22 protein-coding genes and 2 pseudogenes are annotated in these 21,533 nt (G+C 63.9%); 7 read left to right on the forward strand and 17 right to left on the reverse strand.

Features of this window, described 5'->3' with window-relative positions:
- The first annotated feature begins 110 nt into the window (after positions 1–110).
- Together ABMD26_RS11935 and ABMD26_RS11940 are read left to right on the forward strand one after the other, a co-directional pair.
- Positions 111–1,016: a response regulator gene (locus ABMD26_RS11935; protein ID WP_192066454.1), complete on the forward strand. Its 906-nt coding sequence runs from the start codon at positions 111–113 to the stop codon at positions 1,014–1,016.
- Positions 1,017–1,087: 71 nt separating this feature from the next.
- A complete protein-coding gene (locus ABMD26_RS11940) occupies positions 1,088–1,984 on the forward strand; it encodes a peptidoglycan DD-metalloendopeptidase family protein (protein ID WP_134722073.1) in 897 nt (298 codons plus the stop codon).
- 314 nt (positions 1,985–2,298) lie between these two features.
- On the opposite strand, the gene ABMD26_RS11945 is transcribed toward ABMD26_RS11940, so the two are convergent.
- The 3 genes from ABMD26_RS11945 to phoB all read right to left on the reverse strand — a co-directional run bounded on the left by ABMD26_RS11945 (position 2,299) and on the right by phoB (position 5,975).
- Entirely contained in the window at positions 2,299–3,639 is a 1,341-nt protein-coding gene (locus ABMD26_RS11945) for a hemolysin family protein (protein ID WP_043192150.1), read from the reverse strand.
- 309 nt (positions 3,640–3,948) lie between these two features.
- Positions 3,949–5,214 carry a phosphate regulon sensor histidine kinase PhoR gene (gene phoR, locus ABMD26_RS11950; protein WP_240050041.1) on the reverse strand — a complete coding sequence of 422 codons (1,266 nt, stop codon included), beginning with the start codon at positions 5,212–5,214 and terminating at the stop codon, positions 3,949–3,951.
- Positions 5,215–5,285: 71 nt separating this feature from the next.
- A complete protein-coding gene (gene phoB, locus ABMD26_RS11955; protein ID WP_043192154.1) occupies positions 5,286–5,975 on the reverse strand; it encodes a phosphate regulon transcriptional regulator PhoB in 690 nt (229 codons plus the stop codon).
- Positions 5,976–6,119: 144 nt separating this feature from the next.
- Between phoB and ABMD26_RS11960 the strand changes: the two genes are divergently transcribed.
- The gene (locus ABMD26_RS11960; protein ID WP_056844802.1) at positions 6,120–6,515 is read left to right on the forward strand and encodes a COG4315 family predicted lipoprotein; all 396 of its coding nucleotides are present in this window, start codon (positions 6,120–6,122) and stop codon (positions 6,513–6,515) included.
- A 39-nt stretch (positions 6,516–6,554) separates the two neighbouring features.
- Here ABMD26_RS11960 and ubiA read toward each other — a convergent pair whose 3' ends face one another.
- Both ubiA and ABMD26_RS11970 read right to left on the reverse strand, forming a co-directional pair.
- Positions 6,555–7,445, reverse strand: a complete 891-nt coding sequence (ubiA, locus tag ABMD26_RS11965; RefSeq protein ID WP_354309703.1) for a 4-hydroxybenzoate octaprenyltransferase — start codon at positions 7,443–7,445, stop codon at positions 6,555–6,557.
- Positions 7,445–7,987 carry a chorismate--pyruvate lyase family protein gene (locus ABMD26_RS11970; protein WP_502948316.1) on the reverse strand — a complete coding sequence of 181 codons (543 nt, stop codon included), beginning with the start codon at positions 7,985–7,987 and terminating at the stop codon, positions 7,445–7,447. Before ABMD26_RS11970 ends, ubiA begins: the two co-directional genes overlap by 1 nt.
- 180 nt (positions 7,988–8,167) lie before the next feature.
- Here ABMD26_RS11970 and ABMD26_RS11975 point away from each other — a divergent pair, with 180 nt between their 5' ends.
- From ABMD26_RS11975 to ABMD26_RS11985, 3 genes are all read left to right on the forward strand, one after another.
- The gene (locus ABMD26_RS11975; protein WP_049860547.1) at positions 8,168–8,335 is read left to right on the forward strand and encodes a rubredoxin; all 168 of its coding nucleotides are present in this window, start codon (positions 8,168–8,170) and stop codon (positions 8,333–8,335) included.
- A 218-nt stretch (positions 8,336–8,553) separates the two neighbouring features.
- On the forward strand, positions 8,554–8,826 hold the full coding sequence (locus ABMD26_RS11980) for an HU family DNA-binding protein (RefSeq protein WP_049860380.1): 273 nt from the start codon (positions 8,554–8,556) through the stop codon (positions 8,824–8,826).
- A gap of 173 nt (positions 8,827–8,999) precedes the next feature.
- A complete protein-coding gene (locus ABMD26_RS11985; RefSeq protein ID WP_049860379.1) occupies positions 9,000–9,371 on the forward strand; it encodes a hypothetical protein in 372 nt (123 codons plus the stop codon).
- A gap of 16 nt (positions 9,372–9,387) precedes the next feature.
- Here the strand turns inward: ABMD26_RS11985 and ABMD26_RS11990 are convergent, their stop codons facing one another.
- From ABMD26_RS11990 to exbB, 6 genes and pseudogenes are all read right to left on the reverse strand, one after another.
- Positions 9,388–10,785 (reverse strand): aminoacyl-tRNA deacylase and HDOD domain-containing protein, encoded by a 1,398-nt coding sequence (locus ABMD26_RS11990; protein WP_134722070.1) that lies wholly within the window; start codon positions 10,783–10,785, stop codon positions 9,388–9,390.
- Between the two features lie 88 nt (positions 10,786–10,873).
- A complete protein-coding gene (gene recG / locus ABMD26_RS11995) occupies positions 10,874–12,949 on the reverse strand; it encodes an ATP-dependent DNA helicase RecG (RefSeq protein ID WP_354309707.1) in 2,076 nt (691 codons plus the stop codon).
- Positions 12,946–13,874, reverse strand: a pseudogene (locus ABMD26_RS12000) (hydrogen peroxide-inducible genes activator). The gene recG and the pseudogene ABMD26_RS12000 overlap by 4 nt, the downstream one beginning before the upstream one ends.
- A gap of 93 nt (positions 13,875–13,967) precedes the next feature.
- Positions 13,968–14,712, reverse strand: a pseudogene (locus tag ABMD26_RS12005) (energy transducer TonB).
- Positions 14,709–15,134 carry a TonB system transport protein ExbD gene (gene exbD, locus ABMD26_RS12010; RefSeq protein ID WP_134722068.1) on the reverse strand — a complete coding sequence of 142 codons (426 nt, stop codon included), beginning with the start codon at positions 15,132–15,134 and terminating at the stop codon, positions 14,709–14,711. Before exbD ends, ABMD26_RS12005 begins: the two are co-directional and overlap by 4 nt.
- A gap of 3 nt (positions 15,135–15,137) precedes the next feature.
- Complete coding sequence (exbB, locus tag ABMD26_RS12015) at positions 15,138–16,097, reverse strand: tonB-system energizer ExbB (protein WP_354309709.1); 960 nt, start codon at positions 16,095–16,097, stop codon at positions 15,138–15,140.
- 195 nt (positions 16,098–16,292) lie between these two features.
- On the opposite strand from exbB, the gene ABMD26_RS12020 reads away from it, so the two are divergent.
- The gene (locus tag ABMD26_RS12020; RefSeq protein ID WP_320523272.1) at positions 16,293–17,144 is read left to right on the forward strand and encodes an SDR family oxidoreductase; all 852 of its coding nucleotides are present in this window, start codon (positions 16,293–16,295) and stop codon (positions 17,142–17,144) included.
- 18 nt (positions 17,145–17,162) lie between these two features.
- On the opposite strand, the gene ABMD26_RS12025 is transcribed toward ABMD26_RS12020, so the two are convergent.
- The 6 genes from ABMD26_RS12025 to gmk form a co-directional block, all read right to left on the reverse strand.
- Positions 17,163–17,897: a hypothetical protein gene (locus ABMD26_RS12025; protein WP_122743010.1), complete on the reverse strand. Its 735-nt coding sequence runs from the start codon at positions 17,895–17,897 to the stop codon at positions 17,163–17,165.
- A 59-nt stretch (positions 17,898–17,956) separates the two neighbouring features.
- Positions 17,957–18,007 (reverse strand): hypothetical protein, encoded by a 51-nt coding sequence (locus ABMD26_RS22235; protein WP_502948343.1) that lies wholly within the window; start codon positions 18,005–18,007, stop codon positions 17,957–17,959.
- Positions 17,985–18,338, reverse strand: a complete 354-nt coding sequence (locus ABMD26_RS12030; protein WP_502948342.1) for a Rid family detoxifying hydrolase — start codon at positions 18,336–18,338, stop codon at positions 17,985–17,987. The genes ABMD26_RS22235 and ABMD26_RS12030 overlap by 23 nt, the downstream gene beginning before the upstream one ends.
- Before the next feature lie 31 nt (positions 18,339–18,369).
- The gene (gene spoT / locus ABMD26_RS12035; protein WP_122743009.1) at positions 18,370–20,481 is read right to left on the reverse strand and encodes a bifunctional GTP diphosphokinase/guanosine-3',5'-bis pyrophosphate 3'-pyrophosphohydrolase; all 2,112 of its coding nucleotides are present in this window, start codon (positions 20,479–20,481) and stop codon (positions 18,370–18,372) included.
- 63 nt (positions 20,482–20,544) lie between these two features.
- The gene (rpoZ, locus tag ABMD26_RS12040) at positions 20,545–20,808 is read right to left on the reverse strand and encodes a DNA-directed RNA polymerase subunit omega (protein ID WP_043192179.1); all 264 of its coding nucleotides are present in this window, start codon (positions 20,806–20,808) and stop codon (positions 20,545–20,547) included.
- 97 nt (positions 20,809–20,905) lie between these two features.
- On the reverse strand, positions 20,906–21,526 hold the full coding sequence (gene gmk, locus ABMD26_RS12045; RefSeq protein ID WP_049860369.1) for a guanylate kinase: 621 nt from the start codon (positions 21,524–21,526) through the stop codon (positions 20,906–20,908).
- Positions 21,527–21,533 lie beyond the last annotated feature (7 nt).

Raw genomic sequence — 21,533 nt, forward strand, 5'->3', positions numbered from 1 at the left:
CGGGCGTTTTTCGTTGTGGGGCGAAGCGAGGCAGCCGTGTGGCCAGCCCCGCCGAACGGCACGTGGCCTTCGGCGAGTGGCGATGCCTGCGCGGTTTTCAGGAGCGGTCGATGAGCAAGATCAGTGTGCTGGTAGTGGATGATGCGCCGTTCATTCGCGACCTGGTGAAGAAATGCCTGCGCAATGCCTTTCCCGGCATCGTCGTCGAGGATGCAGTGAACGGCCGCAAGGCGCAGTCGCTGATGATGCACAACAGCTACGACATGGTGCTGTGCGACTGGGAAATGCCGGAAATGTCCGGCCTGGAACTGCTGACCTGGACCCGCGAGCAGGAAAACAGCAAGACCCTGCCCTTCATCATGGTGACCAGCCGTGGCGACAAGGAAAACGTCGTGCAGGCGATCCAGGCTGGCGTGTCGGACTATATCGGCAAGCCGTTCACCAACGAGCAGCTGATGACCAAGGTCAAGAAGGCTTTGGCCAAGGTCGGCAAGCTGCAGGCGCTGGCAGCCGGTGCACCGACGCGCCAGCAGGCCGCCTCGGCCTTTGCCAACGATTCGCTCAGTGCGCTGACCTCGGGCCGTGCCGAGCCTGCGCGACCTGTGGCCCCTGCGCCTCGGCCAGCCGCTGCAGCACCGGTCAGTGCGCCAGCACCAGGCACGCGAGCCAGCGCGCCCATGGGGCGTGGACAAGGCCAGCTGCGCCTGCCCGGCGGCAGCCAGCAGTGCGTGATCAAGGCCCTGAGCCTCAAGGAGGCCTTGCTGGTGGTACGGCGCACGGCCACGCTGCCTCAAGTGCTGGAACTGGCGGTGCTGGATCTGGAGCAGGGCGAGAACGCCGAAGTGGCGCGTCTCAATGGCTATCTGCATGCCGTGGCCGCGTTCGAGCCCAAACCCGACAGCGACTGGCTGCAGCTTACGTTCCGTTTTCTCGACCAGGATGCGCAGAAGCTGGACTATGTATCGCGCTTGATCGCCCGAGGCTCGGTGCAGAAGCATTTCGTGCCAGGTGCCTGACAGGTGGCACATTGCCGCTCTGCAGATACCTGCCTAATCTGGACGCACTTTTCCTCTCAGACATTGCCGCCATGATCTATCGCCTTCTGCTGATCTGCGGCCTGTTCGCGGCCGCCCCCCTGGCTCAGGCCGCGACTGTCTACAAATTCACCAATGCCGATGGCGTCACGTCCTATACCGATCGGCCCGTGCCCGGCGCACGGGTCTTCGTGATGCGCGAGCGCATCGTCGAGCGGATCGACCGGCAGGTTCGTCTGGAAGTGAAGAAAGGCAAGGGCAGCGCCAACTTCATGGTGCGCAACGATCTGTACGCACCCGTCGAGGTCGAACTCAAACTGAGCAAGTTGCGCAACGTGCAGGGTCTGCCACCCAGCAGCATCCGCCGCGTCGTGCCCGCCCGCAGCAGCGTCAGCCTGGTGACACTGACGGCCCAGCAGGTCGGCAAGCCGCTGGGCTATGCCCAGACCCTAGTGTCGTCCATCGGCGACCCGCAGGGTGAGGCGCACGGCTACCGCTACCCCTTCCCCTGGCGCGGCGGGCCCTTCCGCCTGACCCAGGGGCCCAATGGCACCTACAGCCATTTCGGCGCCAAAGGGCGCTACGCCATGGACATCGCCATGCCCGAAGGCACGCCGATCATCGCGGCGCGCGGTGGTACGGTGATCAAAGTGGAAAACAATCAGGACAACCGCGGCGACAACCCGTCGGGCAACTTCGTGCGCATCCTCCACGAGGACGGCACCATGGGTGTCTATCTGCACCTGATGCGCGGTTCGGTGAGCGTCAAGGAAGGGCAGCAGGTCAGCGTCGGCTCGGCGCTGGCGCGCTCGGGCAACACCGGCAACAGCACCGGCCCGCACCTGCACTTCGTGGTGCAGCGCAACGTCGGCCTGGCGCTGGAATCGATTCCCTACCAGTTCGACCGGCCACTGGGCGTACTGCCCAACTTCGCCGTCGGCGGCCAATAACCCCCTTGCAGCACCCCCCCTGTGGGAGCGGGTTCTACCCGCGAAGAGGCCATCGAGCCCACTGCACATCCTGATCCCCGACGCCCCCTGTGGGAGCGGGTTCTACCCGCGAAGAGGCCATCGAGCCCATTGCACACCCTGATCCCCGACGCCCCCTGTGGGAGCGGGTTCTACCCGCGAAGAGGCCACCAAACCCACTGCGCATCCTGATCCCCGACGCCCCCCTGTGGGAGCGGGTTCTACCCGCGAAGAGGCCATCAAACCCACTGCAAATCCCAACGCCCCACTCGCAGGCAGCACTGACCTGCCACAACTCACTCGATCTTGAGCACCTTGGCCAGGATGATCTTGGGCCCCTTCATTTTCTTGATGATGATGCGCAAACCTTCCACCTCCAGCAGCTCCTCTTCCTCGGGCACCCGCTTGAGGGTCTCGTAGATCAGGCCCGCCAGTGTTTCCGCCTCGATATGATCCAGGTCCACCCCCAACAGCCGCTCGACCTTGAACAGCGGCGTATCGCCCCGCACCAGCAGCTTGCCGGGTTGATAGGCCAGAATGCCGCGCTCGGCCTTGCGATGTTCGTCCTGGATATCGCCGACCAGCACTTCCAGCACGTCTTCCATGGTCAGGTAGCCGATGATCTTGCCGTCGGCTTCTTCGACCAGCGCAAAGTGCGCGCCGCCCTTGCGGAACTGCTCCAGCAGACGCGACAGCGGCATGTGCCGCGACACCCGTTCCAGAGGGCGGGTCAGCTCGGCCAGGTTGAACGACTCGGGCAGGTGGTCGAGCGCGGCCAGTTCCAGCAGCAGATCCTTGATGTGCAGCAGGCCGACGAACTCTTCGCGCTCGGTGTCGTACACCGGATAGCGGCTGAACTTGTGGCGACGAAACATCGCCAGGATTTCCTTGAGCGGCGCGTTGAATTCCAGGCTCACCAGGTCTTCGCGCGAGTTGGCCCAGTCGACCACCTCCAGTTCGCCCATCTCCACTGCCGAGGCCAGTACGCGCATGCCTTGGTCACTGGGGTCCTGGCCACGGCTTGAATGCAGGATCAGCTTGAGCTCGTCACGGCTGTAATGGTGCTCGTGGTGCGGGCCGGGTTCGCCCTGGCCGGCAATGCGCAGAATGCCGTTGGCACTGGCGTTGAGCAGGTAGATGGCCGGGTACATGGCCCAGTAGAACAGGTACAGCGGCACCGCCGTCCACATCGACAGCAGTTCGGGTTTGCGGATCGCCCAGGACTTGGGCGCCAGCTCGCCGACCACGATGTGCAGGTACGAGATAACGAAGAAGGCGCTGAAGAACGACACGCCCTTGATGACTTCCGGCGACTGCACGCCGACGGCGCCCAGCAACGGTTCGAGGATGTGTGCGAACGCCGGTTCACCGACCCAGCCCAGGCCCAGCGAGGCCAGGGTGATACCCAGCTGGCAGGCCGAAAGGTAGGCATCGAGCTGGCTGTGCACGGTGCGTAGAATGCTGCCGCGCCATCCATGCTTCTTGGCGATGGCCTCTACCCGGGTCGAGCGCAGCTTGACCATGGCGAACTCGGCGGCTACGAAGAAGCCGTTGAGCAAGACCAGGAACAGAGCGAAAAGAATCATGCCGAAGTCGGCGAACAGTGACGAAAGGGAGATGCCTGTGGAAGGGTCCATGGTGGCGTTTTACGGTGTCCGTGTGCTGGAGGGAAGTGAGGCGATACCCAGGGTGGGTAATGTGTTTGGCAATGTAACGGCTGGACGGGCCCTTGCCTAGGGGGTGTGCTGATAAGGCAGCCATATGCAGCGTTCCCCCAACACACCGCAGCGCCTGCTTCGCGGCCGATGACCGCTTCTACAGGAACACCACAATTTCCGTAGGAGCGGTCCGTGGCCGCGAAGGGCGCGCCGCGGTTCCCCCTGCACACCGCACCGCCTGCCTCGCGGCCAATGACCGTTCGCGCGACAAGGTCGATCCCCGCGCGGTTACCGAACCACCACCTGTACCAGCGAGAAGTGACACGTGAAGATACTGCCATGACCCGGCACGCTGCTGATCTCCAGCGTCGCCCGATGGCGAAGCAGCACGTGCTTGACGATGGCCAGCCCCAGCCCGGTGCCACCGGTGTTGGAGGCCCGACTGGAGTCCACGCGATAGAAACGCTCGGTCAGACGCGGCAGGTGCTTGGCATCGATGCCGATCCCCGAATCCTGTACCCGCAGATGGGCGCCCTGGGCGTCGGTCCAGCAGCGCACCCGAATGGTCCCCTGTTCCGGCGTGTATTTCACCGCGTTGAAAATCAGGTTGGAAAACGCGCTGCGCAGTTCGGCCTCGCTGCCCTTGAGCAGCACCTCGTTCTCGATGTCCAGGCTGATCGTCTGGTTGCGCGGCCCGGACAGGGCCCGGGCGTCGCTGACGATACTGTGCAGCAGGGCCGTGACCGCCACCGGCAGGTTGTCCGAGGGGTAATCGGTGGCTTCCAGCTTGGCCAGCAACAGCAGGTCGTTGAGCAGGGTCTGCATGCGCACGCCTTGCTGCTCCATCTGCTGCAGGGCACGGGTCCAGCGCGGGTTCACGTCCTCGACGTTGTCCAGCAGGGTCTCCAGGTAGCCGGTGATCACGGTCAGCGGTGTGCGCAGCTCGTGGGACACATTGGCCACGAAATCCTTGCGCATCTGTTCCAGCTGGTGGATGCGGGTCACGTCGCGCACCAGCATCAGGTGTTCGTTGTTGCCATAGCGGGTGATCAGAAACTGCACACGCAGACGATCATTGACCGGCGAGGGAATCTCCAGCGGCTCGGCGTACTGCTCCTGGGCGAAGTATTCCTTGAAGCGCGGATGGCGGATCAGGTTGGTCACCGGCTGACCACTGTCCTGTGGGGTCTTGAGCCCCAGCAGGGTCTCGGCCGCGCGGTTCCACCATTCCAGGTTGCCGTCGGCATCGAGCATGATCACGGCATCGCGCAGGGCCGCAGTGGACTCCTGCACGCGATCGATCACGGCCTGCAGACGCCCGCGCGCGCGCTGATCGCGGCGCTGCATGTGATAGATGCTGTCGAACACCTCACCCCACAGGCCATAGCCGTCGGGTGGCGGTTGATCCGGCTGGTGCTCGCGCAGCCAGCGGTGCAGACGCAGCAGCTGCTTGAGCGTCCAGGCCAGGTACACCGCCAGACCCAGCGCCAGACACCAACCGTAATGACCGGTGATCAGCCCGACCAGCAGGCACCCCGCTACCAGCAACAGCATGTGACGCACGAGGGTGGCATACCAGTCTTGTTTCACGTATCGCGCATCCTATGCTGTGAAAACCTGCCGGCTCAGCTCTTGGTGGAAAAGCGGTAACCGGTGCCGCGCACGGTTTGTACCAGATTTTCGTAGGCGTCGCCCAAGGCCTTGCGCAGCCGACGGATGTGAACGTCCACCGTGCGCTCCTCGACGTAGACATTGCCGCCCCAGACCTGGTCGAGCAACTGCCCGCGAGTGTAGGCACGTTCCTGGTGGGTCATGAAGAACTGCAACAGACGGTATTCGGTAGGGCCCATCTCGGCGGGCTTGCCGTCGATGGTGACGCGATGGCTGATCGGATCCAGCAACAGACCACCGACCTCGATCGGCGATTCGCCATCGCTGGGGCCGGCGCGGCGCAGCACGGCCTTGAGCCGGGCCACCAGTTCGCGTGGCGAGAACGGCTTGGTGATGTAGTCGTCGGCACCGACTTCCAGCCCCTGGATCTTGTTGTCTTCCTCACCCTTGGCGGTGAGCATGATGATCGGGATATCGCCGGTCAGTTCGTCGCGCTTGAGCCGGCGCGCCAATTCGATGCCCGAGGTGCCGGGCAGCATCCAGTCGAGCAGGATGAGATCGGGTTTGCGGTCGACGATGATCGCATGGGCCTGCTGCGCGTTCTCCGCCTCGAAGCTGTCGTAGCCTGCCATTTCCAAGGCTACGGCGATCATTTCGCGGATCGGTGCCTCATCGTCGACGATGAGAATGCTCCTGCCAGCCATTGTGCAAACCTCTTGTCATTACCCTGTCATGCGCCGCATTAGATAACGCAATTATTGCAGTCGTGTGACAGCTGCTCGAGCGTATCAAGTTATTCAGACTGTACTAAGCTGTAAATCCCTGTTCATTGATGACGAGAGGCACCCATGAAGACTCGTACGACTTCGGCCTGGACGGCCCTGTGTGGCGCCCTGGCGCTGACGCTGTCCGGCCTGGCCATGGCCGCCGACCACCCGCGCCTGGAGCCGGGCAAGGCGTTCGTCGACAGCCGCGGCATGACGCTCTACACCTATGCCGAAGACGAAGACGGCAAGTCGACGTGCAACGCCGACTGCGCGAAGAACTGGCCGCCGCTGATGGCCGACAAGGGTGCCGCCGACGACGGCGACTGGACCGTGATCAGCCGCGACGACGGCAGCCTGCAGTGGGCCTACATGGGCAGCCCGCTGTACACCTACAAGGCTGACAAGAAGCCTGGCGACACCAGCGGTGACGGCAAGAAAGACAACGCCTGGCAAGTCGCCCGTCCCGTCGAAGACTGAGCTGCACACCTCGATCCGGCGCGACGGCCAGGGAGGGCGTCAGCGCAGGGCGTAGTCGAGCACGATGCCCAGAAATATCGCCAATCCTACCCAATGGTTGTGCAGGAACGCCCTGAAGCAGGCCATGCGCTCGCGCTCGCGGGTGTGCCACCACTGCCAGGCGAAACACAGCGCGGCCACCGCCAGGCCCGCGTGGAACCAGCCGCCGAGGCCGAACCGTGCGCCGGCCAGCAGCAGGCAGGCCAGGGCCAGCCCCTGCAGGATGACGATGATCAGGCGATCGGCGGCGCCGAACAGGATGGCGGTGGACTTCACCCCGATGCGCAGGTCGTCATCGCGGTCGGTCATGGCATAGTAGGTGTCGTAGGCCACCGTCCACAGCAGGTTGGCGATCCACAGCAGCCAGGCGGCCGCTGGCAACTCGCCGGTTTCGGCGGTGAACGCCATCGGCATGCCCCACGAAAACGCCATGCCCAGCACCACCTGCGGGTAGTAGGTGTAGCGTTTCATGAACGGATAACTCGCCGCCAATATCAAGCCGCCTACCGACAGGCCGATGGTCTGGGCGTTGGTGCACAGCACCAGCACGAAACTGATGCCGACCAGCACCGCAAAGAACACCAGCGCTTCCTTGCTGCTGATCTTGCCGCTGACCAAGGGCCGCGCTTCGGTCCGCTTGACGTGGCCATCGACTTTGCGGTCGGCAAAGTCGTTGATCACGCAACCGGCCGCGCGCATCAGCACCACGCCAGCGACGAAGATGATCAGGTTGGCCAGCGAAGGCCTGCCTTCCCCGGCGATCCACAGCGCCCACAGGGTCGGCCACAGCAACAGGTAGACGCCGATGGGCTTGTCCATGCGCGTGAGCTGAATGAAATCCCAGGCGCGCGGGTTCATCCGGTTCAGCGACTTGAGCAGACTCTGGTACATCAACGGCGCTCCTGGTTACGAACGGCTTGCCACACAGGCGGCAGGAAGACTTCGGCGACCAGCACCGCCAGCGACCCCCGGTCGAAACGCGAGCGTCTGGCCCACAGCCCCTCGCTGGCCTGCCGGGCGGGCAGCCACCGGGCCGGGTAGCGGCAGGTCTGAATGGGACCACGAACGAAGGCCGGGTCGCAGAACAGCAACTCGCCCAGCGAACGGTTGCCCAACGCCTGCAGGTCCAGGTCGCTGACCTGCAGGCTGCTGCGCGCCGCCACGCTGCGGGCGAACACCCAGGGCTCGCCATGGCCGAGCAGACAGACCTCGCGCACCCAACCCTGGCTGCCTGACGGCACATCCAGCGCCAGGCATTCTTCATCACGCAGTGGTTGCCAGTCCTGCAGCAGCACGCGGACGCTGAAATGGTCATCGCTGAGCTGAATCAAACGGCGGGTCAGGGAGCCTGGATCGAACAGCCAGTCGCTTACCAGCGGGTCGGCGTCGGCCAGGCATTGCCAATCGGGGGAGGGGGATCCGGAATGGGGCACGGTAGTGAATCGGGTCGGCTGGAAAGACGTCGACTTTATCATGTTTGCCGGTGCCGATTGGCCGCCCCCGCCTGATGAAGCTTGCATCGCGCGACGTTGATCAGTACAAACCGCGAGAGCCGGGCGACAACGTCTTACCATCGAGCGCCCGCCAGATCGCCTGAATACCGAGGGAACATGATGAAGAAGTGGCAATGTATCGTCTGTGGCTTGATCTATAACGAAGCCGACGGCTGGCCCGAGGATGGCATCGCTGCCGGCACCCTTTGGCAAGACGTGCCCGAAGACTGGCTGTGCCCCGACTGCGGCGTGGGCAAGATGGATTTCGAAATGATCGAGATCGGTTGATGGTGACCCGCATTCGGGTGCCGCATTGCCGATAGGCGCCGTTCTGTCGGAATAACCGGCACTTTGCCGTAACAAACCCGTGGCAGACACTGGCGCGCCCTCGTGCAGCGTGCCATTCTCACTCCGTCTGCCGCAGCGTAGAGCCTGCGGCGAGTTGGGCGTTGCCGTCCACCAGGCAGTCGCCAATAAAAACAAAAACCGCCATAAGAGGCTTCACCATGCGTAAACCAGAGCTCGTAGATGCCATTGCTGAAAAAGCGGACCTGACCAAGGAACAGGCCAACCGCGTCTTGAATGCCGTACTCGAAGAAATCACCGGCGCACTGCACCGCAAGGACAGTGTCACTCTGGTGGGCTTCGGCACCTTCATCCAACGCCACCGCGGCGCCCGCACCGGCAAGAATCCGCAGACCGGCGAGCCGGTGAAGATCAAGGCCAGCAATACCGTCGCCTTCAAGCCTGGGAAGTTTCTCAAGGACAGTGTGAACTGATGCACCCGGCACCGCGCTGCTGAGCGCCGCCCGCCATGGCACCCGGTCCGCCGGGTGCCTGCGACATACCTGCCGCCATAACGGCCAGATAGCCTGCCCCGCCGTAGCCGGACTGCCGTGACCGAGGCATTGCCGGTACACTCGCCGCCACTTTCCCGCGCCGAGACTTCGCCATGAAATTCCGCTTCCTGCTCTGGGCCATGGGCCTGATGATGGCCCGCGCCAGCCGCAACAACCCAGCCTTCGCCCAGCAGCTCAAGGACAAGGACCTGGTGTTTCAGTTACAGACACTGGACGGCAAGATCGCGCGGCACTTCATCGTCCGCGATCAACGGGTGAGCAGCCGCAGCGGCAGCGTGGAACAGCCGGCCTTCGCGATTGCCTTCAAGGACGCCAAATACGGCTACGACACCCTGCAGGCCAGCAACAAACAGCTGGCGTTCATGCAGGGCATTCAGGACAAGCACATCCAGATCAAAGGCAATCCGGCGCTGGTCGTGTGGTTCCAGGGCGCGATGAAATACCTCAAGCCCAGAAAGCGCTGAGCTCGCCGCGCACCTGTCAGTCGAACTGGTGGGCCAGCTCGCGCAGCAGCGCTTCGGCTTCCAGCACTTTACTGACTACCGCTTCGGCTTTGTCTCGGCTCAGGTCCAGGCGCTCGAACAAGGCATCCGGAATGTGCTGATCGCCGCTGCCGATGCCGCGGCTGCGCAACAGGCGAATGGCCAGGCACACCAGGTTGGCATAGGCGGCGTGCTCGCCGGTGTAGTTGGGATCATGCTGGAACCGCAGCGCCGTGCTGAGTTCTTCCGGCATTTCCCAGTAGCGCATCAGCCAGGCGCCCATCTGCTCTCGCGTCACGCCCAGCAGATGCTGCTCGATGAAATCATGCTGCAGGTGCGGATTGACCTCGAGATGACGGCAGATCAGCTGGAAGTGCGGTGGAAACAGGTGGGCGAGCAGCAGATAGCCGAAGTTGTGCAACAAGCCGGCGAGGTAGGTGAGGCCCGCTTCCGGACGGCTGGCCCGAGGCATGGCCCGGGTCAGGCCCTCGATCACCGCGGCCACGTAGATCGACTGATGCCAGTGTGGCGTGGCGTGGCGCGGCTGGTCCTTGGGCATGTTCAGGGTCTTGCCCAAGGCCAGACCCAGCGCCAGATTGATCACCAGATCGAAACCGAGCACGCGAACGATGGCGTCCTCCACCGAACGAATCTTGCCGGGTGAGGCGTAATAAGGTGATGCGGCCCAGCTGACCACCTGCGCGGCCAGCGCCGGATCGGTCTCGACCACGCCGGTGATGTCGTCGATGGTGGCGTTGGGGTCGACCCGCAGCTTGATGATCTTCTGCGCCGTGGTCGCCAGGGGAGGAATCTCGATGGTCGATTCCAGGCGCTGCTGGATACGCCGTGCGGTGAAGTTCTGCACTGCGCGGGTGATTTCTTGACCGTCGTCATCGGGACGATCCAGGTTGGGACGCACATTGGCCAAGGGTTGGCCAAAGGCGCCGGAACTGGCCTTGGTCAGCATCTTGCGGAAATCATCGCCGCCAAGTTCGAGCCACCCGCCGGGTTCACCGGAGCTGACCAGCAATGTCGGTTCGAGCAGCAAGCGCTCGTCGTACAGGCAGGGCGAACTGGTCAGGATCGGCAGGCCTGGCAGCAGGGCCAGCTTATGCTTGCCCAGCATCGTGGTCAGGCGCTCCTCGGACACGGCCGCGAGCTTGCGCCCGGTCAGCTCGGTCAAGCGGTTCAGGTCCAGCAACTGACTCTGCGGAAACAGCACCATGAGTGCCCCGACTTCATCGGCCAGCAGAACCGCCTGGATCGTGCGGCCGGCATCGGCGGCGGTCACCCGTCGCGCATCCACCGCCGTCCAGGCGATGCCCGAATCGTTGAGCATCTTCTGGATCACGGCGGGGACGGGCGAAGTGACGGCTTCCAGCGCAAGTTCATTCATGGTCTGCATCCATTGTCCTACATTCGCCTCAGTATACTCAGCTTGCCCAGGAAACCGAGACCTGTATCACACAAGTTTCTGGGGTGCTTCAGACCTGACCGTATTGTTGCCCATGCCGCAGCCAGCGCTCGAGCAGCGGGGTGACATGGCCGGGCCAGCGTTCGATGAGCACCTGGGCCGCTTCGCGCACCGCCGGCAGCAAGTCGGCGTCGCGCATCAGGTCGGCAACCTTGAACTGCAGCAGGCCCGTTTGCCGGGTCCCCAGCATCTCGCCGGGACCACGCAGTTGCAGGTCCTTTTCGGCAATCACGAAGCCGTCGTTGGTTTCGCGCATGATGCCCAGCCGTTCCCGACCGATCTGCGACAGGGGTGGGTGGTAGAGCAATACGCAGTGGCTGGCGGCGCTACCGCGACCGACGCGTCCGCGCAGCTGATGGAGCTGGGCGAGCCCCAGGCGCTCCGGGTTCTCGATGATCATCAGGCTGGAATTGGGCACATCCACCCCGACTTCGATCACGGTGGTGGCCACCAGCAGTTGCAGATCGCCGGCCTTGAACCAGGCCATGACCTCGGCCTTTTCGGCAGGCTTCATGCGTCCGTGGATCAACCCGACCCGCAGCTCACCCAAGGCCAGGGTAAGCTCTTCGAAAGTACTTTGCGCGGCCTGGCAGGTGAGCTCTTCGGACTCCTCGATCAAGGTGCAGACCCAATAGGCCTGGCGGCCTTCGGCGCAGGCGGCGCGTACCCGCTCCACCACCTCTGGGCGGCGGCTGTCGGCCACCAGCACGGTGTTGACCGGCGTACGCCCGGGCGGTAGCTCGTCGAGTACGGAGGTGTCGAGGTCGGCGTAGGCACTCATCGCCAACGTCCGCGGGATCGGCGTAGCGGTCATGATCAGCTGGTGCGGACACATCGTTCCGCCCACACCTTTCTGCCGCAACGCCAGGCGTTGCTGGACGCCGAAGCGGTGTTGCTCATCGATGATCACCAGGGCCAACCGGGCGAACTGCACCTCGGCCTGAAACAGGGCGTGGGTACCCACCACCATCGGCGCGCCGCCGGCGATACGCTCGAGTGCGCCGACCCGTGCCTTGCCCTTGAGCTTACCGGCCAGCCAGGCCACTTCGATGCCCAGCGGTTCGAGCCAGCGCTGGAAGGTGATGAAGTGCTGCTCGGCGAGAATCTCGGTCGGCGCCATCAGCGCCACCTGATAGCCCGCCTCCAGTGCCTGCAAGGCGGCCAGGGCCGCCACCACGGTCTTGCCGGCACCGACGTCGCCTTGCACCAGGCGCAGCATCGGCTCGGGCTGGCTCAGGTCGTAGGCGATTTCCGCACCCACCCGACGTTGGGCACCGGTGGGCGCAAACCCCAGGTTGTCCAGGTAGCGCACTGGCAGGTCCCGGGCCATGGGCAGGGCAGGCGCGCGTTGGGCGCGCAGGCTTTCACGCAGACGCTGCTGGGACAGCTGATGGGTCAGCAGCTCTTCGAAAGCCAGGCGGTGCTGGGCCCAGTGATGACCCACCGCAAGCTCTTCGAGGTCGGCATCCGGCGGCGGGCGGTGCAGGTAGCGGATCGCTTCATCCAGAGGGGACAGTTGGTGCTCGCGCGCCAGCTCCAGCGGCAACCAGTCGGGCAGGCTGCGCGGCCCCAGCAGGTCGAGGGCCTGCTGCGACAACTGGCGCAAACGCTGTTGGGTCAGGCCTTCGGTGGTCGGGTAGATGGGCGTCAGGTTCTGCTCGACCGGGATGTCCTGCTCCCCGGTCAGGACGCGGTATTCGGGGTGGTAGATCTCAAGTCCCGAGGCGCCGGGCCGTGCTTCGCCATAGCAGCGCACATGTGTGCCGCGCTTGAGCGCTTCCTTCTGGGCATTGCTGAAATGATAGAAGCGCAGGCTCAGCGAGCCACTGCCATCGCCCAGGCGCACCAACAGGCTGCGGCGCTTGCCCATGGACACGTCGGCACCGCTGACCACCCCCTCGATGACCGCATCCTGGCCAGGGCGCAACGCCCCGATCGGGACTACCCGGGTGCGGTCCTGATAGCGCAGGGGCAGGTGGAACAACACATCCTGGAGGTTTTCGAGACCCACCTTGGCGAGTTTTTCCGCCATCGCCTCGCCCACGCCCTTGAGCGCAGTGACCGATACCTGAGCCAGCTCGGTCATGGCGCGTCGCGGCCCACCGGCTTGGCCACCGAACACAGACGGATCGAATCGGCGAGGATCTCGATGGCCTTGGGCCGGGGAAAGCTGGCGCGCCAGGCGATCGCCACGGTGCGGAACGGGGTCGGTGGGGTCAGTGGCCGGACTTCGATGACGCCAGGCGCATAATGATGGCTGTCGACGGCCGACAACGGCAGGATCGAAACACCCAGGCCGGACGCAACCATGTGCCGAATGGTTTCCAGCGAACTGGATTCGACGGTGGTGTGCTTGGCGCCTTCCGAGCCCTTGGTCAGGGTCGGGCAGGCTTCCAGAACCTGGTCTCGGAAACAGTGACCTTCACCCAGCAGCAGCAGGCTCTTGTCGTTGAGCAGGCCCGAATCGATGGTTTCCTTGCGCGTCCAGGGGTGATCCGCAGGCATCAGCACGTAGAACGGCTCGTCATAGAGCGGCAAGGTCAGTACATCGGCTTCGTTGAACGGCAGGGCGATGATCACCGCGTCCAGCTCACCATTGCGCAGCTTGTCGCGCAGGATGTGAGTGAAGTTTTCCTCGATGTACAGCGGCATCTGCGGCGCCACGCGGTGCAGTTGCGGAATGAGGAGTGTGGGAACAGGTACGGGCCGACGGTATAGATGGCGCCGACCTTGAGCGGTGCGGTGAGCTGATTCTTGCCGGCCTGAGCCAGTTCGCGGATACCCTGGGCCTGCTCGAGCACTTTCTGCGCCTGAGCCACGATGCCTTCGCCAACGGGGGTCAGGCGTACGGCGCTCTTGCTGCGCTCGAAGATCAGCACGCCGAGCTCGTCCTCGAGCTTCTTGACACCGACCGAGAGGGTGGGCTGGCTGACATGGCAGCGCTCGGCCGCGTGGCCGAAGTGTTGCTCCTGAGCCAGGGTAACGATGTAGCGCAATTCTGTGAGGGTCATAACGTGCGTCCATGAAGTTGCGAGCCCAGCATAGCGGCTGCAACCGATAGACGCACGTTATCAACGGCGCTGAAACGCATCAAATTATGCGAATCAGCGTTTGTCCAGCGAGTAAACGAAGGGCGCGACCACTTCCAGGCTGCCATTGACCAGAATCTCGGCCGGTGGCTTGGGCAAACGGTTGCGCTCGACGGATCATCTCCATGGTCGCGCGGTCCAGTGCCGCGCTGCCCGAACCTCCTGCCAGGGAATACGACAACACACGGCCTTCGGCATCCACCACGAAGCGCAAGCGGTTGACCCCGGTCATGCCGCGACGACGCGCGTCCTCCGGATACTTCTTGTACTTGGCCAGATGGCGCAGCAGATCGCCCTGCCAGCTGGGCAACGCATTGCTGTTGGACGGCGGGCTGGGCGCAGGCGCTGCCGGCTTGGCCGGTTGTGGCGGCGCCGGACGGCTGTCCACGGTCTGCTCGGCTGGCGGCTGCTCCTTGGGCGGCTCGGGCTTCTTCTCGACCTTGGGCGGCTGCGGTTTGGGCTTGGGCTTGGGCGGCGTCGGCTTGGGCACCGAGATGGTCGGCTTGGGCGCTTCGGCCAGCTTGGGCAATGGATCCTCGACCACCGGCTCGGGCGGTGGCGGCGGCGTGACGACCTGTGGTGGCGGAGGGGGCGCAGGTTCGGGCAGCGGCGCCATCTCCACCATCATGGCCTGCGGCGGCAGCTCGATGGGCTGCGGCGCGGGCCAGTTCAGGGCAACCACGATGGCCGCAGCGTGCACGCCGAGGACGACCGCCAGGCTGGCAACATAACGCGTCGTTTTCTGGCGCGTCGTGATCATTGCTTGGCTGCCGTCTCGAGGCCGACCAGGCCTACCTTCAGGTAGCCCGCGCCGCGCAGGGTGTTCATCACTTCCATCAGGTCGCCGTAATCCACGCCCTTGTCGGCCTGGAAGAAGATGGTCGTGTCCTTGTTGCCGTGGGTCTTGGCGTCGAGGATCTGGCCCAGCTGCGTGCGCTCGACCCTGTCGTCGCCCACGTACAGGTTCTGGTCGGCCTTGACGCTGAGGAACACCGGCTTTTCGGGCCGCGGCGCCGGCTTGGCGGTCGAGGCGGGCAGGTCGACCTTGATGTCCACCGTCGCCAGGGGGGCTGCGACCATGAAGATGATCAGCAGCACCAGCATGACGTCGATGAACGGCGTCACGTTGATTTCATGGTTCTCGGCGAGATCATCGCCGCCTTCGTTCAGGTGCAGGCCCATAGGTCAGCCCACCTTGACCATCTGCGGCTGAGCTGCGCGCTCGCCTGGCTGGTGATCGAGGTCACGGCTGACCAGCAGCAGCACTTGTGCCGAAGCGTCCGAGACCTGCGCCTTGTAGCCGGCGATGGAGCGGGCGAAGACGTTGTAGATGACCACTGCCGGGATGGCCGCAACCAGGCCCAGTGCGGTGGCAAGCAGGGCTTCGGCGATGCCGGGTGCGACGACGGCGAGGTTGGTGGTCTGGGTCTTGGCGATGCCGATGAAGCTGTTCATGATGCCCCACACGGTGCCGAACAGGCCGACGAAGGGCGCGGTGGAACCGATGGTGGCCAGCACGCCGGTGCCCATGCTCATGTTGCGACCGCAGGCGGCGACCAGACGCTCGAGACGGAAGCTGACCCGCTCCTTGATGCCTTCACGTTCGCGCGCGTTGGCCGACAGGTGCATCTCTTCGAGGGCATCGTGTACCAGCAGGTTGGCCAGAGTGCCTTTGCGCGACGCGGTTTCGCTCGCCTGCTTGAGGGTGGCGGCTTTCTTCAGCGCGGCGATTTCACCCTTGAGGCGACGCTTGGCGCCCAGCAGCTCGAAGCCCTTGGCGATCCAGATGGTCCAGGTGATGATCGAGGCGATGGCCAGACCGATCATCACGGCCTTCACCACGATGTCTGCGTTCTGGTACATGCCCCACGGCGACAGGTCGTGACCCATGCCCAGGGTGGTGTCTTCGACCAGCGCCTGCTCGGCCGGCGCGGGTTGCTCGGCGCTCGGTGCAGGTGTGGCGGCGGGCTGCGATGCCGGTGCGGCTTGCCCAGGCGCTGCAGTCGCGTTACTGGCAGGTGCATTGCTCGGCGCAGTGGCGTCGGCGAATGTCAGCGGAGCGATGGCCAGGCCCAGCAGCAACGCTGCGATGGCACTCCACGCGCGTGGCTGGCTTGGCGAAGCGGAAGGGTGTTTGCGAATCATGCTGGCCGGACCTGAGAAGAGAAAGAAAAGGGGGCACGTTCTTCAAGGCCTCGCGAAAGGCCGAGAACAGATTGGGGCGGTATTATTGCAAGTAATTCTTGTTAGCAAAAGTAATAATGTAACTTATTTAATACCGCTGGCCGCAAAACCTCGGCTAAGGGTAGGCTCGGTGCCTGACTTTCAGGAGCCTTGCGCATGACTTCACCCACTGTATTGATCGCCGGTTGCGGCGATATCGGCAGCCGCGTCGCACGCCGCCTGCTGGCGTCGAACTGGCGCGTGCACGGTCTGCGTCGGCACATCGAGCAGTTGCCTGACGGTGTGCTCGGCGTCGCTGCCGACCTGCACCAGGCGCAGTGCCCCGAGGCCTGGCCACGCGAGCCCGTGGATTACCTGCTGTATTGCGTGGCCGCCACGCAACACGACGAGCCGGGCTATCAAGCCGCCTATGTCGACGGCTTGCGCCATGTATTGAGCTGGCTGGCAGAGCACCGGCAGACGCCCAGGCGCCTGTTCTTCGTGTCCAGCAGTAGCGTGTATGGACAGAGCGAAGGGGAATGGGTCGATGAGACCTCGCCGGTAACGCCCAGCGGGTTTTCCGGGCGCCTGATGCTCGAAGCCGAGCAACTGGCATTGAGCGCGCCTGAACCGGCGACCGTCGTGCGCCTGACCGGCATCTATGGGCCCGGTCGCGAGCGTCTGGCTGGGCAGGTACGCGAGGGTTATCAGGTCGCGTCGCAGCCGCCGCTGTACGGCAACCGCATTCATGCCGACGATGCCGCAGGGCTTTTGACGTTTCTGCTGGAAGCGGATGCTCGTGGCGTCGGGCTGGATGACTGCTACATAGGCGTCGACGATGCCCCGGCCCCATTGCACGAGGTGGTGGATTGGCTGCGCACGTACCTGGGCGTCACCCAGCGCTCGCAGACCCAGAGCATACGCCGCACCGGTTCCAAGCGCTGCAGCAATGCGCGTGCACGCGCATTGGGCTGGACGCCGCAGTACCCCACCTATCGGGAAGGGTATGCGGCCTTGCTGAGCCGGTAGCCTCGCCTCGTCCCGGTGCTACTTGCTGAGCAACCAGCGCCGGGTGCCGGGGACCAGGTTGGGCATTTCATCGTCCTGGGCCTGGTTGAGCGCCTGGAGGATTTCCAGCTGATTGCCCTTGCGGCGGAAGATGAAGGCATTGCCGCGCTGTTGCTGTTCCAGCCACATGCTGTCGAACTCGCCGCTCATGGCCGCGCAGTCACCCGCCAGGCACAACGCGTAGCGATCCAGGCCCGCCAGGCCATCGATGCGTCCGTCGGGCAGGAAATGAGCCACGCCGCCCTGGCCCGGGCCCTCGACGACTTTCCAGTCGCCGCCCATGTAGGCGGTGTACAGCGCCTGCTCGAAGGTCGCGCCCACCGGCGTGTCCGCACGCGCCGGGGTGGCCGACTTGCTGAACGTTTGCACCGGGGTGTTATCGCTCGCTGCTTGTTGCAGGGTAGCGCCGTCGATTTTCAGGGTGTCTTCACCGTTGCCGTAGAAGTCCACCTTGAACTGGCCATCGGCCTGGGGTACCAGCTTGCCTTCACCCTCTTCGAAGCCATTGCTGAAACGAGCCTGACCGGCCACGGTGTCGATCGACCATTCCAGTGTCGGGCCGTTGGCCAACAACGCCTGGCGCAGGCTTGCGCCCTTGGCGGCGGCATCGATGGCTTTCTGATTGATCCAGACGCCGTTGGGATCGACGTTTTCGTGGCTGGCGCAGCCGCCCAGAAGCAGGGCGGCCAGAGATAGGGCGAGCGCGTGACGCATGAAGGAAGTCCTTGCTGGCGAATGGCGCTGCAGACGATTGCCGCAGCGCGCGGGGCGGCTTATTCGATGACCAGGATAGCGTCCATTTCAACCTGCGCGCCCTTGGGCAGGGCAGCGACGCCAATGGCGGCGCGGGCAGGGTAAGGCTGCTGGAATGTAGCGGCCCATCACTTCGTTGACGGTGGCGAAATGGCTCAGATCGGTCAGGAAGATGTTGAGCTTGACGATGTCCTTGAACGAACCGCCGGCAGCCTCTGCCACTGACTTGAGGTTCTCGAACACCTGCACGGTCTGAGCCTCGAAGCCTTCGACCAGCTCCATGGTGGTAGGGTCCAGTGGAATCTGGCCGGACATGTAGACGGTATTGCCTGCCTTGATGGCCTGGGAGTAGGTACCGATGGCAGCCGGGGCCTTGTCGCTGGTGATTACGGTCTTGGTCATGAACAGCTCCTTGAAATGAAGGTTCCGCGCCTTAGGCACGCACGCGCGTGAGGCGGGTGACGCCAGCCAGGGCGCGCAGTTTCTTGATGACGCGGGCCAGGTGGACGCGATCGTGCACGCTGACCACCAGCTGGACCACGCTGATGCGGCCATCGCGTTCGTCCATGCTGATCTTCTCGATGTTGCCGTCGGCGGCGTTGACGCTGCTGGCCAGCAACGCGATCAGGCCGCGCTGGTGTTCGAGCTCCACACGCAGCTCGACATTGAACTCGCCGGTGACGTCCTTGGCCCAGCTCAGCTGGATGCACTTTTCCGGGTTGTGGCGGATTTCGCTGATGTTGCGGCAGTTTTCCAGGTGAACCACCATGCCCTTGCCCGCCGACAGGTGACCCACGATCGGATCGCCGGGGATGGGCGTGCAGCATTTGGCATAGCTGAGCACCAGGCCCTCGGTACCGCGAATGGCCAGCGGCCCTTCGGGACTGGGCAACTGCTCGCCGCCATCGGTCGCCAGGAGGCGTCGCGCCACGACATAGGCCATGCGGTTGCCCAGGCCGATGTCTTCGAGCAGGTCTTCGATCAGCTCCAGGCGGTACTCGGCCAGCATGGCTTGAACGCGCTCGGCGGGAATCTTGTCCAGCGCGCTGTCGAAACCGTTGAGCACCTTGTTCAGCAGACGTTCGCCCAGGTTCACCGATTCCGAGCGGCGTTGCAGCTTCAGGGCATGGCGAATATGGGTGCGGGCCTTGCCGGTGACCACGAAGTTGAGCCAGGCCGGGTTGGGGCGTGCGCCGGGTGCGCTGACGATTTCCACCGTCGAACCGCTCTGCAGTGGCTCGGACAGTGGGGCCAGGCGTCGGTTGATGCGGCAGGCGATGCAGCTGTTGCCCACGTCGGTATGCACCGCATAGGCAAAGTCCACCGCCGTGGAACCCTTGGGCAGCTCCATGATGCGGCCCTTGGGCGTGAACACGTAGACCTCGTCCGGAAACAGGTCGATCTTCACGCTCTCGATGAATTCCAGCGAGTTGCCGGCACGTTGCTGCATTTCCAGCACACCCTTGACCCACTGACGGGCCCGGGCATGGGTGCCCTTGGGTTGTTCGTCGTCGCTGGACTTGTACAGCCAATGGGCAGCGATGCCGTTGTTGGCCATCTCTTCCATTTCACGGGTGCGGATCTGGATTTCGATCGGTACGCCGTGCATGCCGAACAGGGTGGTGTGCAGCGACTGGTAGCCGTTGGCCTTGGGGATCGCGATGTAGTCCTTGAAGCGGCCTGGCAGGGGCTTGTACAGGTTGTGCACGGCGCCCAGCACGCGGTAGCAGGTGTCGACCTTGTCGACCACGATGCGGAAGGCGTACACGTCCATGATCTCGTTGAAGGCACGGCGCTTGCCGCGCATCTTCTTGTAGATGCCATAGATGTGCTTCTGGCGGCCGCTGACATCGCCCTCGATACCATCCACCGAGAGGCAATGGGCCAGGGAATTTTCGATCTTGTTGACCAGTTCCTTGCGGTTGCCGCGGGCACGCTTGACCGCCTGGTAGATGCGCGCCGAGCGCATCGGGTACATGGCCTTGAAGCCCAGGTCCTCGAATTCGACGCGCACGTTGTGCATGCCCAGCCGGTTGGCGATGGGCGCGTAGATTTCCAGGGTTTCCTTGGCGATGCGCCGACGCTTCTCGCCGGACAGCACTTCGAGGGTGCGCATGTTGTGCAGGCGGTCGGCCAGCTTGACCAGGATCACGCGGATGTCGCGGGCCATGGCCATGGCCATCTTCTGGAAGTTTTCCGCCTGGGCCTCGGCCTTGGTCTCGAAGTTCATCTGGGTCAGCTTGCTGACCCCGTCGACCAGATCGGCCACGGTTTCGCCGAACTGGGCACTGAGTGCTTCCTTGGCGATACCGGTGTCTTCGATCACGTCGTGCAGCATGGCCGCCATCAGGCTCTGATGGTCCATGTGCATGTCGGCGAGAATGCCTGCCACCGCCAGCGGGTGCGTGACGTAGGCTTCGCCGCTGCGACGGCGTTGGCCGTCGTGGGCTTGTTCGGCGTAGAAGTACGCTCGGCGGACCAGGTTGACCTGTTCCTTGCCGAGGTAGGTCGATAAGCGATCGGCGAGGGCGTCTATGCTCGGCAAGGGGAAACCTCCTGCCGATGTGGGATAGAACCTCGCGCCGTACAGCGTCGACCAGGCATGGACTTAGACGGCCTCGTTGGCCTCGTCTTCGAACGCTGCGAAGAGGGGTTCGTCTTCAACGATTTCAGCTTCAGCGATAGCAGCATAGTCGATCAGGCCTTCGGCGATTTCACGCAGGGCTACCACGGTAGGCTTGTCATTTTCCCACGCCACTTTCGGCTCTTTGCCGCCGGTCGCCAGCTGGCGAGCGCGCTTGGTGGAGAGCATGACCAGCTCGAAACGGTTATCCACGTGTTCTAGGCAGTCTTCAACGGTTACGCGGGCCATGGTCTTCCTCGTAGCAAATGCGATTATGCGCGCGGCCCGGATGGGCGAGCGGACTCGATAGTTTAAAAAATCACCAGCGTTTAGGGAAGCTTTGTTTTCAGGCGAGCAGTTCGGCCAGCAAAGCGCCGTGCTTTTGCTGCTGTGCCTGCTGCTGCAGGCGGTTGGCGCGAAACACCGCTTTGAGGTCTTCCAGGGCCGAGGCAAAGTCGTCGTTGATGATCAGGTAGTCGTATTCGACGTAGTGGCTCATCTCGCTGACCGCTTCGCGCATGCGCGTCTCGATGATCTCGTCGCTGTCGGTACCGCGGTTGGTCAGACGCTGGCGCAGCGCCAGTTGCGAAGGCGGCAGAATGAAGATCGAGCGTGCCGAGGGCATCAGCCGACGCACTTGCTCGGCGCCTTGCCAGTCGATTTCCAGGATCAGGTCGTGACCTTCGTCGAGGGTCTGCTGCAGATGGCTCTGGGACGTGCCGTAGAGGTTGCCGAACACTTCGGCCTGCTCCAGGAAGTCGCCGTGGCCGATCATGTCGATGAAGGTCTCGCGGTCGACGAAGTGATAGTTCACCCCACAGACCTCGCCCGGACGCATGGCGCGGGTGGTGTGCGAGACCGAGACGCGAATGGATGGCTGGGCGTCGATCAGGGCCTTGACCAGGCTGGTCTTGCCCGCGCCCGAGGGAGCCGAAACGATGTAAAGGGTGCCGGTGCTGTGGGTCATGAAAGGG

This window comes from Pseudomonas sp. PvP001 (assembly GCF_040546375.1).
Classification (GTDB): domain Bacteria; phylum Pseudomonadota; class Gammaproteobacteria; order Pseudomonadales; family Pseudomonadaceae; genus Aquipseudomonas; species Aquipseudomonas coleopterorum.